Source organism: Ferrimonas sp. (assembly GCF_048263965.1).
Lineage (GTDB): Bacteria > Pseudomonadota > Gammaproteobacteria > Enterobacterales > Shewanellaceae > Ferrimonas.
In genome coordinates, this window is sequence record NZ_JBLXDO010000002.1 from 74,049 (window position 1) to 89,217 (window position 15,169).

At 60.6% G+C, this 15,169-nt stretch carries 9 protein-coding genes; 7 read left to right on the plus strand and 2 right to left on the minus strand.

From position 1 onward, the window contains the following. Window positions 1-225: 225 nt before the first annotated feature. Window positions 226-2,553, minus strand: coding sequence for a DNA polymerase II (locus ACN0RV_RS03175; protein ID WP_417345505.1), 2,328 nt, complete (start codon window positions 2,551-2,553; stop codon window positions 226-228). A gap of 62 nt (window positions 2,554-2,615) precedes the next feature. Between ACN0RV_RS03175 and dinG the strand changes: the two genes are divergently transcribed. The 7 genes from dinG to ACN0RV_RS03210 all read left to right on the plus strand — a co-directional run bounded on the left by dinG (window position 2,616) and on the right by ACN0RV_RS03210 (window position 8,829). Further along, window positions 2,616-4,703, plus strand: coding sequence for an ATP-dependent DNA helicase DinG (gene dinG / locus ACN0RV_RS03180; protein WP_417345507.1), 2,088 nt, complete (start codon window positions 2,616-2,618; stop codon window positions 4,701-4,703). 1 nt (window position 4,704) lies between these two features. Continuing rightward, window positions 4,705-5,481 carry a TSUP family transporter gene (locus ACN0RV_RS03185; RefSeq protein WP_417345509.1) on the plus strand — a complete coding sequence of 259 codons (777 nt, stop codon included), beginning with the start codon at window positions 4,705-4,707 and terminating at the stop codon, window positions 5,479-5,481. Next, complete coding sequence (locus tag ACN0RV_RS03190) at window positions 5,478-6,119, plus strand: primosomal replication protein (RefSeq protein WP_417345511.1); 642 nt, start codon at window positions 5,478-5,480, stop codon at window positions 6,117-6,119. Before ACN0RV_RS03185 ends, ACN0RV_RS03190 begins: the two co-directional genes overlap by 4 nt. 10 nt (window positions 6,120-6,129) lie before the next feature. Then, window positions 6,130-6,846: a DUF2057 family protein gene (locus ACN0RV_RS03195; RefSeq protein ID WP_417345513.1), complete on the plus strand. Its 717-nt coding sequence runs from the start codon at window positions 6,130-6,132 to the stop codon at window positions 6,844-6,846. 103 nt (window positions 6,847-6,949) lie between these two features. Then, window positions 6,950-7,852: a histone deacetylase gene (locus tag ACN0RV_RS03200; RefSeq protein WP_417345844.1), complete on the plus strand. Its 903-nt coding sequence runs from the start codon at window positions 6,950-6,952 to the stop codon at window positions 7,850-7,852. 13 nt (window positions 7,853-7,865) lie between these two features. After that, window positions 7,866-8,129 carry a late competence development ComFB family protein gene (locus tag ACN0RV_RS03205; protein WP_417345515.1) on the plus strand — a complete coding sequence of 88 codons (264 nt, stop codon included), beginning with the start codon at window positions 7,866-7,868 and terminating at the stop codon, window positions 8,127-8,129. Then, entirely contained in the window at window positions 8,104-8,829 is a 726-nt protein-coding gene (locus ACN0RV_RS03210; protein WP_417345516.1) for a hypothetical protein, read from the plus strand. The genes ACN0RV_RS03205 and ACN0RV_RS03210 overlap by 26 nt, the downstream gene beginning before the upstream one ends. Before the next feature lie 35 nt (window positions 8,830-8,864). Here the strand turns inward: ACN0RV_RS03210 and ACN0RV_RS03215 are convergent, their stop codons facing one another. Further along, window positions 8,865-14,909: a LamG-like jellyroll fold domain-containing protein gene (locus tag ACN0RV_RS03215; RefSeq protein WP_417345518.1), complete on the minus strand. Its 6,045-nt coding sequence runs from the start codon at window positions 14,907-14,909 to the stop codon at window positions 8,865-8,867. Between the last annotated feature and the right edge of the window lie 260 nt (window positions 14,910-15,169).

The window sequence follows — 15,169 nt, forward strand, 5'->3', positions numbered from 1 at the left end:
CCTAACCTTTTCGTCTATCTGATTCTTAGTGTGTCTCCCAATCCATCGCGAGCAACATTCATCCGCTGAAGGGGACCGAGACTAGCAAGAAATGTTCAAATAACACGACGATCAACTTCACACTTTTGTTAGGCTAAATGCATTAAATTGCATCAGAAACGCATAAATTACTTTTTAATAACCACCTTCGACTCCATTTCATTACAGAGCATTAACAACCCCTCATTAAAATAAACCCATCTGACCAGTCATCAGTTTTTCCAGGGTCGTGGGCGACGCCAGATGGGCAAGCACCGGCTCCACCACAGGCTCAATCTGCTTGTCCAGATAATGCTCATAGTCCGGCACAGCGCCCCCCTCTTCCAGAGGAATGGGACCACTGCGGCTCATCACATAGGCTATCTGACTGCCGCGACGGTAGCGTTGTCTGCCCAGCAGCCGGTTTGCCCGCTCAGCCGCCACCACATGAGGGCCCTTGGAGCGATACTCCCCCAGCTCCTGTCTGAGTCGCTTGCGGTAGACCAGCAGCTCATCACATTCGCCCCGCATTAACGCTTCGATACGGTCCAGCACCAGGGGAATCACCGGCTTTTCCTCAAACCAGTGGCGATAGAGTTGCTGCTGGAGCTCTCGGGCCAGGGGGGTCCAGTCGCTGCGTACCGTCTCCATCCCCTTGAACACCAACTCCAGCTTGCCATCCTTTCGGGTTGCCCCGACATAGCGTTTCTTGGATCCGATTTCCGCACCGCGAATGGTCGGCATGAAGAAGTGTTCAAAGTGGGTTTCAAACTCCAGCTCCAGGACGCTGGTCAGCGCCAGCTCCTCTTGCAGTTTCTGCTGCCAGCGGCTGTTCACCAGTTGAACCAATTGTTGGCCTATCTCCCTGGCTTTGCCTGCGGTGAGGTGGTCGCCGACGTGGACAAAGGTGGAATCCGTATCCCCGTAGATCACCTCGTAGCCCTGCTCTTCAATCCAGGTCCGGGTGGTCTTCATGATCTCATGACCACGCAGGGTGATAGAGGACGCCAGTCTGGGGTCGTGGAACCGGCACCCTGCCGCCCCCAGTACGCCGTAGAAGGAGTTCATCAGGATCTTAATCGCCTGTGACAACGGGGCATCTTTACTGGCTTTGGCCAACTCCCTCTGTTGCCACAACCCCTCAATAATGGCGGGAAGACGGTGCAGCGTCCGGTGAAAGCGGGCGCCCCTGAACCCTTCCACGGACCCAGGGTCATCAACCTGTCCCGCCGCCACCATCCCCATGGGATCAATCAGGAAGGTGCGTATAATAGAGGGGTAGAGAGACTTGAAGTCCAGTACCAGCACATTGCGATAACGCCCCGGCCTGGAGTCCATCACGTAACCGCCCGGGCTGGGGGCGATGTCACTCTCGGTCAGATCCGGTGCCACAAAGCCAGCGCGGTGAAGTTCGGGCAGATAGAGGTTGGTAAAGGCCGCCACAGAGCCTCCCAGCCTGTCCATCTGCAGTCCGGTCAGCTGGGCCCTTCGGCAGGCAAAAGGCAGCAGATGCAGCTTGTCGAAAATACGCCGAACCAGCTCACAGTCCATCAGGTTGTAGTGAGCCAGGGCCAGTTTGTCATGATGAAAGTTGTGCTCAATCTCCTCCATGCGGTTACCGCTGTCCTGGCAGGCTTTCCCCACCCCGAGCAGTTCCTTGGCCACGTTATCCAGAGCAAAACTTTCAAACTGATAGAAGGCCGCCTTAAGCCAGTCGATGCCATCGAGGACCACCCGGCCGGCCATGCCATAGCCCCGGCCAGGCCCGGCCTGCTGTTGCCACACAGGCAGGGCGTCACCCCGCCCCAGGGTAAAGGGGATCTCATGTAGGTCAGCCCGCTTCTGCAGCAACCTCAGGTCAAAACCCACCACGTTCCAGCCAATGATGACGTCCGGATCGAACTGTCGGAACCAGGCGAGCAGAGTGGTGATCAGCGCCGCTTCGTCAAAGCACCACCTTATATAAGGAGGGGAATCCGGTTGAGGGTCACCCCGCATCAGCACACAGGCATCCATGTCACTGTGCAAACCGATGGAGTAGAGCTCTCCTTCCCGGCTGCACTCGATGTCCAGGGAGACCAGTGTCAGCTCCGGCAGTTTGCCTGAAGCACGAACCTGCAGCCCCTTGGGTCCTTCACGCCAAGAGAGTGCCGAGGTAATGCGACGCTCCATGAGAAAACGGTCACAGGCGCGGACATCGCTCTCCAACAGAGGGATGTCACGACTCTGGCAAAAGGACTGCAGCTCATACCACAGCTTATCCGAGCGGATGTAGACCACGAGTTGCGGCTGGTGATTGAAGTCCGTGGCCTGAACCGGTGTCAGCTGCCACTGACTGCGGGGCCAGGGGCTGAGCCACTGCCTGAGTGCCTGCTCCTGCGCTGCGGGAACAAACCCCTGATGTGCCTGACCGGGAATGGTGAGCCTGACCGGCCCCTTGTCGGTCGCCAGCCAGTATTCCAGGGTAATGCCCTGCTCATCGCCAAACTGGTTGCGGCTCAGCAACCAGCCGGTTTGGTGTGTGGGTTCGGTCATTAAGGCATTCTCACCTAAATACTGGTATTCTGTACAGCTACTTTCCCCAACCCACGCACAGCATGCTCAGCGATAAAACCAAGAAACTGACCCGCCAGGCCTACAACGGCATCGCCGAGGCGATCCCCAACTTCGTCCGGCGCAAAGAGCAAAACTACCTGATTGCCGAGATCGCCAAGACCCTGGCCGGTGAGTACTGCAAAGAGCGGCGCATCATGGTGGTCCAGGCGGGAACGGGCACGGGCAAATCCCTGGCTTACTGCCTCGGTGCCATCCCCCAGGCCCTGGCCAGCGGTCGCAAGGTGTGCATCGCCACCGCCACCGTCGCCCTGCAGGAGCAGCTGGTGAACAAGGACCTGCCCCTGGTGCAGAAGCACAGCGGCATGAACTTCCGCTTTGGCCTGGCCAAGGGGCGGCAGAGGTATGCCTGCCTCTCAAAGCTGGAGCTGCTTGCCGGCGAAGCCGGGGAGGGGGAAGCCGGTCAACAGGCGCTATGGGAGAGCAAACCCGCCAGTGCCGATGTCGCTCTGCTGAAACGCCTGCACCAGGCCTACCACGAAGGCAAGTGGAACGGCGAGGTGGACAGCGTCCCCGAGCCGGTACCCGATTATCTGTGGCAACAGATTGGCTCAGATAAGCACAGCTGCAACAAGCAACTGGCCGCGCACCGCGACTGCCCCTTTCATCGCAGCCGCGATGAGATGGACAGCTGGGACGTACTGATCGTCAATCACTCCCTGCTGCTGGCGGATCTGGAGCTCGGCGGTGGCAAAATCCTCCCCGACCCGGACTCCATGTACTACATCGTCGACGAGGCCCATCACCTGCCGCAGGTGACCCGGGACTTCTCTGCCGCCAGCGCCAACATGAAGAGCACAGTCGAGTGGTTGGGCAAGCTGGAAAAGTCCGCCCACAAGCTGGCCAGGGAACTGCGCTCCGACAAGGCGACCAACCTCTCCATGGAGCTCACCGAGGATCTGGAGGCCCTGGGCGACGGCCTGGGTCAGGTGGTCAGCTTCTGTGAAGCCAACCCGACCCTGTTCGACAACCCGGAACTGCGCCACCGTTTCGAAAACGGCGCCCTGCCGGAGGTGCTGGTCACCCTGGCCACCAATCTCAAGACCGCCTGCGGCCAGGGACTGAAAAAGCTCACCAAGCTGCAGACCATGCTGATGGAGTCGGTCAAGGAGGGGGAGATCAAGGGCTGGCAGGCCGAGCCCATGGTGGCCGAGGTAGGCATGCACCTGCAGAGGCTGGAGGGACTGACTCAACTGTGGCAGATGATGTCGCGGGAGATCCCGGAGAACAGCGCGCCACTGGCCCGCTGGATAGAAAAGGTGGAGTTTCAACAGCGCCATGACTTTCATGTGAGCACCTCCCCCATAGAGATCGGTTTTATGCTGGAGGAGATGCTGTGGAGCAAGGCTGCCGGCGTCGCCCTGCTCTCCGCCACCCTGATGGCTCTGGGCAGCTTCGATCACTACCGTCACCAGGTGGGACTGCGCAACGACGACGGCACCCGCTACACCGCCCTGCCCTCGCCGTTCGATTACCAGCAGAACGCCACCCTGTTCCTGCCCAAAGTCGCGGTGGAGCCCCAGGATGACCGCTTCGGCGACATGCTGGTAAAAACCATCCCGGACCTGTTGGAGGAGGAGACCGCCAGCCTGGTGCTCTTTACCTCCTACCGTCAGATGGAGGCGGTGGCTGACACCTTGAGGATGCACAAGAAGCTGCCAATCCTGGTGCAGGGCGAAGGCGCCCGCTCAGAGCTCATTGCCGAACACAAGGCCCGCATCGACCGGGGCGAGGTCTCCATCCTGTTTGGCACCAGCAGCTTTTCCGAAGGATTGGACCTGCCGGGAGACTACCTGACCAACCTGATCATCACCCGACTGCCCTTTGCGGTACCCACCTCTCCGGTGGAGCAGGCCCACGCCGAGTACATCAAGTCCAAAGGCGGCAACCCCTTTTTGCAGCTGGCGGTTCCCGATGCAGCCAAAAAGCTGGTACAGTCCTGCGGTCGCTTACTTCGCAACGAAACCGACTATGGCAGAATCACCGTGCTGGACCGACGCCTGGTAACCAAGCGCTACGGCAGCGCTCTGCTGGATTCCTTGCCCCCCTACCGCCGCCATATTGAATATTGAGATGATGGAACTGGGTCTCGACCTAAACCTGATAGTGCTGCTCTCCACCGTTGCCTTCGCCGCTGGCTTTATCGATGCCGTGGCTGGCGGCGGCGGACTGCTGACCATTCCTGCCCTGCTGACGGCCGGGCTGCCGCCGCACCTGGCTCTGGGCACCAACAAGCTGGCCGCCAGCTTTGGCTCCTTTACCGCCAGCTGGACCTTCTATCGCAAACAGCTGTTCAACCCACAGTTCTGGCGAGGGTCGGTGTTGGCCACCTTTATTGGCGCCGGCGCAGGCACCCTGGCAGTGGATCTGTTCTCCGCCGATCTGCTCAACCGCATCCTGCCCCTGGTGATCGTCATCATCGCCCTCTATACCCTGCTGGCCCCCTCCCCCTGTGACGAGCAGCGGGGCCTGCCGGTAAAAGACCGCAGGCTGCGCACCAAGCAATGGAGCCAGGGGCTGTCACTGGGGTTCTATGACGGCTTCGCCGGGCCGGGAACCGGTGCCTTCTGGACCGTCTCCTCCATGGTGCTCTACCGGATGAACATCCTGCTCTCCTCCGGCCTGGCCCGCAGCATGAATTTCGTCAGCAATGCCACCTCCCTGGGATTCTTCATCGCCCTGGGCCATGTCCATTTTGGCATCGGCCTGGCAATGGGGCTGTGCCTGATGGCCGGCGCCTGGATCGGCGCACACTCCGCCATCCGCTTTGGCAGCCGCTTTATCCGGCCGGTGTTCATCTCCGTGGTGCTGATCATCGCCGGCAAGCTGGCAGTGGAGGCCTGGCTATGAGTTTTCGTGCCCGCAGTGAACTTCTGCAGCTGCTCAGGCAGAGACTGGAGCAGCTCAAGAGTCAGGTCCAGCAACATGACCAGTCCCTGGCCAACAACACCACCCAGGCCCTGAATCATCAACAGAGATTTCACTCCGCCCTGTTTGACCATACCGGCGCCTCCCTGGCTCAGTGCCTGCAACGCCTGGAGCAGGATCTGCAGACCCTGAGCCGACTGAGTCAGGCCTCCGACTCCGGTGACACCTTTGAACTGGTGTGCCAACAGTTTTCCGACCGTTACCAGGCGGTGATGCAGGCGATGAGCGCCACCGGCTTGCAGGCTGCAGGCGCGCGCTTCTCCAGCCGCCGCAAGGGGTTACCCCGACAGGACAGCAAGTACCAGTGGATCGCCCGCTCGGTGATGCAGAACAGCCACAGCGCCTATGAGGAGCTGAGAAAGCACCAGAATTGGGCCAACCGTCTTCAACAAAAGATTCATGAATTGGAACAAAAACTTGATTTGCATCAGGGGACGGAAAAAATCACACTACAGAATGAGATTCTGGCAACGCAAAAGCGGCTTGGCCGTTGTCGTCAGGCTATGACCTATATTGAAGAACGTATCGCCCGCCTGGAGAAGGGTGGGCAGAAGCACTAAGGAGCACAGGATGAACAAAGCCTCACTGATGGCTGCACTAATCGCCGGAGGCATGAGCCTGAACACTCTGGCGGCCGAACTGAACATTCCACTGTCCATGGAGTTCATCGCCGTTAATGGCCAGGAGGTAAAGTCCAATTTCTTCAGCCACAAAGATGAGCTTGAGCTGGAGAAAGGCGAGCATACTGTGGCCCTGGTCTACAAGGATCTCATCGAAGAGCCCTATGGTGACGGCCACCAGCGGGTCAACTCCGACCCCTTCCTGCTGCACATCACCATCGACGCCGATGGCGAATATAAACTGCGCCCTGAAACCCCCATCCGCGATCTGAAGCAGGCCAAGGCCTTCGCCCAGGACCCTAAGGTCAAGGTAACACACTCCGGCGGCCAGCAGGTTCTGTACAGCATCGAGATGACCAGCATCCGCGAGGAGAGCATCATCGATACCCTGACCAAGGAGCTGACTCCAGAGCAGAAGCATAAGCAGGAAGTGATTGCCGCCACCGCCCCTGCGGGCAGCGCCGCCAGTGCTGCGGCCGCCACTACCGCGACTGTGGCAACCAGCGCCGTCGCCGCCACCGCGCCCAGCCAGAGCAAGCCAGCCAACCAGGCTCAGCTGCAGGGTGATGTTAAGCTGAACCCAGAAGCGATGCTCAAGTACTGGTGGCAGCAGGCCGACGAAAAGACTCGCAAAGAGTTTATGACCTGGGCCATCTCCAACATGTAAGGCCCCGGGGCCTGTTGCTTTCGGGCAAGGGTTCGGCGTCCGAATGACGCCGAGCCTTCCCACTCGGAGACAACCAGGCCCAGCGCCTCCCGCACTGTTGCCCATGCTGCACTGCGTCTATCACCCCATCTACTCTCAACTGGTGCTGCCGCCCAGCCACGGCTTCCCCATCACCAAGTATCGCCACCTGCGCGATCACCTGCTGGCCACGCTTCCCGGACAACATCTGCAATGGCACCAGCCCACGCCCCTCTCACCGACAGAGATTCAGCGTTGCCACAGTCCGGAGTACAGCCGGGCCTTCTTGGAAAACCGCCTGGATGCCAAAGCGATTCGCCGCATGGGCTTTCCCTGGAGCCAGACCCTGGTCGAGCGCACCCTGACTTCGGTGTCCGGTACCTGCCTGACTGCCCATCTGGCGTTGGAGCATGGGCTGGCTCTGCACCTGTCCGGGGGCTACCACCATGCCCATTTCGACTTTGGCAGTGGTTACTGTGTTTTTAACGATCTGGTGCTGGCTGCGGAGCAGGCACTGAGCCAACCCGGGGTCGAGCGGGTGCTTATCTTCGACCTGGATGTCCACCATGGTGACGGCACCGCGGCGCTCTGTGCCTCAAGGCCAGAGATCATCACCTGCTCCGTGCACTGCGAGTCCAACTTCCCCAGCCGCAAGCCCCCCTCAGACCTGGACTTTCCTCTTGAAAAAGGGGTGGGTGATCAGAGCTACCTTCAGACGGTGGATCAGGCCCTGACTCTGGCCCTGAGGCTGCACAGCCCGGATCTGGTTATCTTCGATGCGGGCGTCGATGTCCACAAGGGTGATCGCCTGGGCCACCTGGAGGTGAGCGATGAGGGATTACGTCAGCGAGAACAGCTGGTACTATCTAGATGTATGGACGGCGCCATCCCCCTGGCCTGTGTTATCGGCGGCGGCTACGACCGCGATCCCGACAGCCTGACCAGACGCCATGCGCAGCTGTTTCAAACCGCCTTTACTCTGGGATAGAGGACCCTGACACATGGACGCTGAAATCAGAAACTACTATGAGATCCTGCTGGATCAGACCGTCACTGAACGCAAGCTCAGGGAGAAGTTTGACGACGACCAGCTGGCGGATCTCTTCTGCCTTACCCTCAATCAACTTCCCTGCCGCTACATCCGTCATCGGGTGGATCTGAATGCCTACGCCTCCATGGATGAGCTTATCGCCATGCAAAAAAACGTGGACGAGGCCCTGAAACGGGCTCAGGAGTACATTGGAAATCACCCCCGTAAAGATTGAACTCTGGCTGCTGCTGGCGGCCAGCCTGCCAGCCGTGGCTCAGCCCCTGCCCACCGCCCCTTTTACCGCCTACTACCAGGCGAGCAGCCAGGGGGTGCCCTGCGGTCAGGGCACCCAGAGCCTGAAGCTGGAGGGACAACAGGCCCTCCTAGAAGGCAGTGGCGATTTCTGCCTGTTCGGCGATGCCAACAACCTCACCCGCATGAGCTGGTTTAACGAGCGCTGGAACACCGACAGCTTTGCCTCCCAGGTGAAGGGCTGGTTCCCGGTAGTGTACCGGGGCAAACCGGGCGCTCAGGGCACCATGGAGGTACTGGAGGATGGCGAACTCATCGAGTATCCGGACACCATGCCCCCAGCCATCCAGGGGGCCGCCACCATGTTGCAGAACCTTCCTCTGTTGGCCAAGCCGGGTCAAGACGTGGTCACCAGCTACACCTGGGGCGATGAGACCCGCCACTACCGCTTCGAGAATCTCGGCTTGACCACACTGCCACTGATGGACAGGAGCGTCACCACTTTGCACCTTCGCCAAACCCACCCAAGGAAGTCCAGGGTGGCCGATTTCTGGTTTGCACCGGAGTTGGGCAACCAGTTGGCACGCCTTGAGGTCCGCCGCCTGGGGATCCTGGTGCTCGAAGTTGAGATGACCCAGTTCCACTCCTCGCCCATGCCAATCGCCCGTCCACAGAATCACTAGCCCCGCGCACGGCGGGGCTGTGCTCAGGCAGAGCCTCAGGGCGCCAGCACCGCCAACGCCTGAATCTCATCGGCGGTCAGGGCACGATCATACAGGCGCACCTCATCCAGGGTGCCCCTCATGAACTCCGCGACGCCGCCCGCTCCACCAAACAGCAGATCTCCAGGCCCATCGGCGGACTGCGCCGCCCCTGTGCCCACCAAGGTACCATTGAGGTAGAAGCTGCGGCTGCCAGAGACACCATCCTGAATCAGGGTCAGCTGCTGCCAGCCACTTCGCGCCACCGGTCCTTTGATGTTGGAGGGCCCACCAAAGATCCAGCGGTCATAGGAGGCCACCCACAATCCGTACCAAGGAGCCTCGTCCCTGGACTTGGTCACCGCACCGGCCCAGCCTCCCTGATCCCCATCCAGGCTCACCCAGACAGACAGAGAGAAACTGGCTCCGGCGCTAAAGGCCAGTTGAGGGTCATGGGCCACCCGCACCAGATCGTCCACACCATCGAAGTAGAGGCCATTGGCGGACCAGCCTGGTACCCGGACGGCACCACTGATGTCACCCACCAGCCCGGAACCCGACGCATCCAGCACCTGACTTCCGCCGGTTTCATCCATGGGCCAGTAGCCCACCAGCCCGGCGCTGGGCAAGCCGTCCCCCGGCAGATCCAGATTGAACTGGGCAGAGCTGACGCTGCTACTGACCCCATCGAGGATGGCCACCGCCTGAAGGGTCAGGCTCTGACCAACCAGGATGGGCACCTGATACAGATCGGAACCGGCATCCGGCGTCGATCCATCCAGGGTGTAATGGATGGCCGCACCGGAGTCCGCACTCAGGGTCACGGTCACCTCCGAGGTGAAGTCTCCGCCATTGGGGTCGATCACAGGCGGGCTCACCACCGCCGGTTCACTCCAGGTCACGCTGACCTGATCCGAGGCTTCGGGGTTGGTGAGAGCCTGATGATTGGCATCCACCAGCCACACCCGCATCACATGAGTGCCTGCCGTGCCCTGGCCGAAGTCGTAACTGGTCAGCCCGGTATCGTGCAGGGGCACATAGGGCTGATCATCCAGCTGCACATGGATGTGATCGAAACCGCTCTGATCGCCGGAGGTCTGCCACTGAACCACCAGATTTCCGGTCAACTGAGCCCCCTCCTGCGGCGAAGTGATGGTTACCGTCGGCGGCACGTAGGGCACTATGCTCAGCTGCACCTGGGCGGTGTTACTCAGGTTGCCCTGAAGATCCGCCACCCGGTAACTGAAGCTGTCGGTGGTGGTGGCACTGCCATCATGCTGATAGCTGGCCACGCCGGTAACCCCATCAATCTGCAGATCGCCGTAGGCGGGCGCACTCATCAGCTCCACCGAACTGCCGTCCAGCCCCAGTGTCGCGCTGTCGTTGGCCAGCAGATCGATGCTGGTACCCTCGCCCTGTGCCACAGAGGCAGTGTCGTCCAATGCCACCACACTGGCCGCACCCGGCTCCAGGTTATACAGGCCAGTCACCTCCCCGGCATCCAGGGCACGACTGTAGAGGCGAACCTCATCCAGCACACCACTGAAGTGTTCACTGACGCCCAGGGTGCCGCCAAAGATCAGATCGCCGCCGCCATTGGCCTGCTGGGCACTGCCCTCGGCATTGAAGGCCCCGTCCAGGTAGAGATAACGATTGCCCGCGCTCTGAACCAGCACCAGATGGTGCCAGCCTGCGCTGATCTTACTGCCACTGATGTTTTGTGGCCCACCTGAGGTCCAGCGGCGGTTGCTCGCCACCCAGATGCCGTACCAGGGCTCCTGATCTCTGGACTTGGTCACCACGCCAGACCAGCCGGACTGGCTGCCAATGCCCTGGGCCCAAAACGCCAGGGTAAAATCATCGCCACTGCCAAAGGCAAAGGCACTGCTGTGAGGCACCTGAACCAGATCATCCACTCCGTCGAAACTCAGCCCCTGACCAAAGCGGCCGGTGACCACCTGGGCGCCCAGAATCACCCCGTCGTTCTGGTTGCCCGAGCTGTCGACGGCGGTCTGGGCTGAGCCGGAGTCCATGGCCCAGTAGCCCACCAGAGTCGGATCACCGCCACTGTGGTCCAGCACGGTCACCGTCACCGAATCGCTGGCCTCGGGATTGGCCAGAGGCTGATGATCCGGAGTCACCAGCCAGACGTCGACAGTGTGCTCGCCAGGGTCGACCTGGCCGAAGTCGTAACTGGTGAGGCCGGTGTCGTGCAGGGTGACGTGGGGATTGTCATCCAGGCGCACATGGATATGGTCATACAGGGTTCCGTCCCCGGACAGTTGCCATTGAACCAGCAGATTGCCGCTCACCTGGGCGCCATCCTGGGGCGAGGTAATGGTTACCGTCGGCGGCAGGTAGGCCTCGACGGCGATGGACACCGCCGTAGCGGCCGACCAGGCGCCGGTGGTGTCCTGCACCCGATAACTGAAGCCGTCATCCAGGGAGCCGCCGTTGTGGCTGTAACTGATCACCCCGGTGCTGCTGTTGATGGCGGTGATGTTGCCCTGATCCGGAGAGGTCAGCACCTCGACCGTGGAGGGATCCAGCCCGGCGATGGCCGAATCGTTGGCCAGCACATCGATCTCCACACTGGCGCCGCTGGAGATCTGCACCCAGTCCGGCGCAGTGACAGGTCCGGCTGCCGGCGGGGCGGTAGCCGCCAGTACCTCAACCTCCTGGAGGGTGAGCGCCCGATCATAGATACGAATCTCGTCCAGCACCCCATCGAAGAACTCGGTCACACCGGCAGCACCGCCAAACCAGAGTTCACCGCTGCCTTCCCCAAACTGGGCATCCAGAGTGCCGGCCAGTACGCCGTCCACATAGAGCCAGCGGCTGTCGACCAGGGCATCCTGCACCAGGGCCAGATGATGCCAACCGCCGCTGATGGGGCCATCAAATATGGCGTTGGGACCGCCGGCGGCCCAGGCATCCCAGGAGGTGATCCATAAGCCATACCAGGGGGCACTCTCTCTGGACTTGGTCACCAGACCCGCCCAGCCTCCCTGGCCGCCATCGGGCTGGACCCAGGCACTGAGAGAGAAACTCTGGAACAGGGTGAACGCCAGCTGGCTGCTGTGGGGAACCACGACACGGTCATCCACGCCATCGAAGCGCAGGCCACCACCGTCCCAGCCAGAGACCCAGGAGGCCCCGTTGAGCTGGCCATCATGGCCATTGCCGGACGCATCCCCGATGAAGGTCCCCCCCGCCTCGTTCAGGGGCCAATACCCCACCAGGCCATTGATGGGGAAACCATTATCGGGCGGCGACAGCTGATAGGTCTGGGACGCCACCTGTGATGGCACGTAACCGTCCCGGTAGCCCCACACCTTGAGGGTGGCACTCTCCTCCAGAGTCAGGTTGCCACCACTGGTCGGTGAACTCAGATCCGGGTCACTGCCGTCTAAGGTGTAATGGAAGGTGACCCCGGATGTTGAGGAGCTGAGGGTCACCGCCAGTGGCGCGGTATAGTCCCCGCCTGAAGGCGAGATCACCGGCGTCGCCACAACCGGGGTGCCACCCTCCAGGGTAATGGTGATCGCCACAGTAGCCGGCTCAGAAACAAAGCCGTCAACATCGGCGACCCGGTACTGGAAGCTGACGCTGCCCGAGGTGGTAATCGAGGGTTGATACTGCACCCGTCCGGTGCCAGGAAGCAGGGTCACCAAGCCACTGGCCGGCTGACTGAGCAGAGTCAGAGAGTTCACATTGATGCCGGTGTCGTCGGTGTCATTGGCCAGAAGGTCCACCTCTACGGTGCCTCCCACCGCCACCGTGGCGCTGTCATCATTGGCATCGGGTGGCGACACACTGTCGCAATCCGGATAAAGGGTGGACACCGCCGTAGTCGACAGGCCGTGATCATCGGTGACCGTCAGGCTGATGCGGTAGAAATAGGTCTCGCCGTCACACCCCGCCGGGGCGATCTGCACCTGACTGGCGCAGTCAGTATCCACCGGGTCTTCATGGGTGTGATTGTTGTGATGCAGCACCGTCTGCCAGGCGCAACTCAGTTCACTGCTGCCATGTTCGTTGTCACTGATCTGGGCAGTGAGGTCATAGAGGGTGTCACTGCCAAGGGGATACAGGGTGCCATCGGCGGGAGAGGTGATGCTCACCTGAGGTGGTGTGTTGTTCAGGCTGACCAGCACGGTATCGGTGTCGCTCTGAGCCGGCGAGCCATCATCCGTGGCCGTCAGAGTGGCAATGAAACTGATAGGGTTGTCATTTGGGGCGTTGTACTGGTGGCTGGGAGAAGCGCCGCTGCCGTTGTCCCCATCACCAAACTGCCAGGCAAAGCTCAGGTTGTCGTTATCAGGATCAGAGGAACCTGCGGATGAGAACTGCACCGTCAGAGGACTGGGACCATACCTTGGTGTGGCTGAGGCCACCGCCGTGGGCACCCGATTGCCCCCAGGGGCATAGCTGATCCGGTAGATAAAGGTGGCCCAGCTGATGTAATAGAGACGACCATCGGCGGGGTGGGTGGCGATAAACACCACGCCACCGGCGTCTGAGGCGAAGGGGCGCACTTGGGTGACCCGGTCATTGTCATCCATCACGAAATTACGCAGCCACTGGCCACCGAAGTCTCCGTGAAAATAGGTGTTGTGGTAGATCTCAGGGAACTCACCACTGAGATACCACGCCCCTCCGGTGGAGGCATTTCCGGCAAAAGGCGTCCCCTGGGTCAATACCTCCGTGGTTCCGGGCACAGGCTCACCGACACCGACGGCCACCGGTGCGCCGCTGCCGTCAAACGCGGGGTAGCGGGTCTGGGGTTCATCATGGAACCAGTCCAGACTGGGGCGTCGATGCTCGAACACCGGCACCGAGGTGATCTGGCCGCTACCACAAGGGTTGGGGAAACTGGGTGTGCTCAGGGTCTCCTGAACAATCAGGTCGGTAAATTTTACATCGCACCCCAAGGCCTCAGAGGCCTGGGCGCTGTTGGGGGACGCGTAGTAGTACCCGCTCTGGATGGTCATCCCTTCGTAGGCGGGCCAGCCGAAGTTGATGTTGGGGCCCTCCACCACCAGAAACTCCTCCCAGCGGCTCAGTCCCACATCGCCAACATAAAGCACCCCCGGATTGCCATCATCCGGGTTGTGACTGCCGGTTCCGGGCTTCAATGACATGCGGTAAGGGTTGCGCAGCCCCAGGGCCCACATTCTGGAGGCGGGAGAGCGAGGTGCGGCACCATCAAAGTAGGGGTTGCTGGCCACCCCGTCACCGCTGGCGGGATCGATGCGCAAGATCTTACCGTTGTGGGAATTTACCATCTGGGCCCGGTAGGCCCCGACGTTTTCGTCAGGCCGCAATATCCCTTCGGCCAGGGCGTCCAGATAAGCACTCTCTTCGGCGCTGCCGACATCGGTGGAGGCATAACTGGCCCCATCCCCGAAGGCCACCAGCAGGGTACCATCGGTACCAAACACCAGTTGGCCGATGCCATGGGTCTGGTGGGTCATCGGCATCCCCGTGGTGGGAGACTCACCAATCAGCACCTTGCGACTGGCGTAATCCACAGCGGTGGCCCCGGAAAAATCGCTGGCACCCTGGGGTTTGATGGCGGTATATCGCACCACTCGCCCTATGGTGGCCTGAGTGACCTGGATAGTCAGGTTGGGGTCATAACCGGAATCACAGATGGGCTCCCCGACCCCGGAGGCGGGCTCAACACAATGCAACAGGTGGTGTCTGTCGACGATGTAGCCGATGTAGACGTAACCGTTTTCTTCATACTGAGGATCCAGTGCAAACCCCAACAGGCCATGGTCCCGCCAGGCCAGCACCTCATCCGCGATGTCCAGAAATGGGCTGAAGACCGGATTGGATTCATCGATGATCCACACCCTTCCATCACGCTCCCAGGCGTAGATGCGATCGCCGGCTTCCGAAAAAGCCAGCCCCACTACCCCTGACCACCCCTGGCCATCCGGCCTGGCAAGTGTCTCTTCCGTGAAATCTTGGTCATCCAGCAATGCCGACCAGGCCGGCATTGTCCAGCCCCCAACCGCCAGGAGCAACAGAAAAGACGCTAACCAGTTGCGCATAGCCTTCACCCGTTGTCATTTCAGGTCCAAAGTCCCGGCTTATCCACATAGAATTTATGGTCTTACCGAGCTGAATTGAATTGAGTGTAGTCGAGGCCACTAGGGCAACAGCTGAAAAAGTGTCATGGCTTTTAAGGCTTTCCAATAAACACAAATGGTGAATTCTGGATAACTGTTTGAAGCATTGGGACAAGTGTGGACAACCCATCGCTGACGGGGCCAGGGAAAAAATCTCACACAGGGACAACAGTCGGGGAGCT

Excerpts from the sequence above, each read along its gene's own strand:
- ACN0RV_RS03215 (WP_417345518.1), bottom strand. The coding sequence starts at position 14,909 with ATGCGCAACTGGTTAGCGTCTTTTCTGTTGCTCCTGGCGGTTGGGGGC.
- ACN0RV_RS03200 (WP_417345844.1), top strand. The coding sequence starts at position 6,950 with ATGCTGCACTGCGTCTATCACCCCATCTACTCTCAACTGGTGCTGCCG.
- dinG (WP_417345507.1), top strand. The coding sequence starts at position 2,616 with ATGCTCAGCGATAAAACCAAGAAACTGACCCGCCAGGCCTACAACGGC.
- ACN0RV_RS03205 (WP_417345515.1), top strand. The coding sequence starts at position 7,866 with ATGGACGCTGAAATCAGAAACTACTATGAGATCCTGCTGGATCAGACC.
- ACN0RV_RS03190 (WP_417345511.1), top strand. The coding sequence starts at position 5,478 with ATGAGTTTTCGTGCCCGCAGTGAACTTCTGCAGCTGCTCAGGCAGAGA.
- ACN0RV_RS03175 (WP_417345505.1), bottom strand. The coding sequence starts at position 2,553 with ATGACCGAACCCACACACCAAACCGGCTGGTTGCTGAGCCGCAACCAG.
- ACN0RV_RS03195 (WP_417345513.1), top strand. The coding sequence starts at position 6,130 with ATGAACAAAGCCTCACTGATGGCTGCACTAATCGCCGGAGGCATGAGC.
- ACN0RV_RS03185 (WP_417345509.1), top strand. The coding sequence starts at position 4,705 with ATGATGGAACTGGGTCTCGACCTAAACCTGATAGTGCTGCTCTCCACC.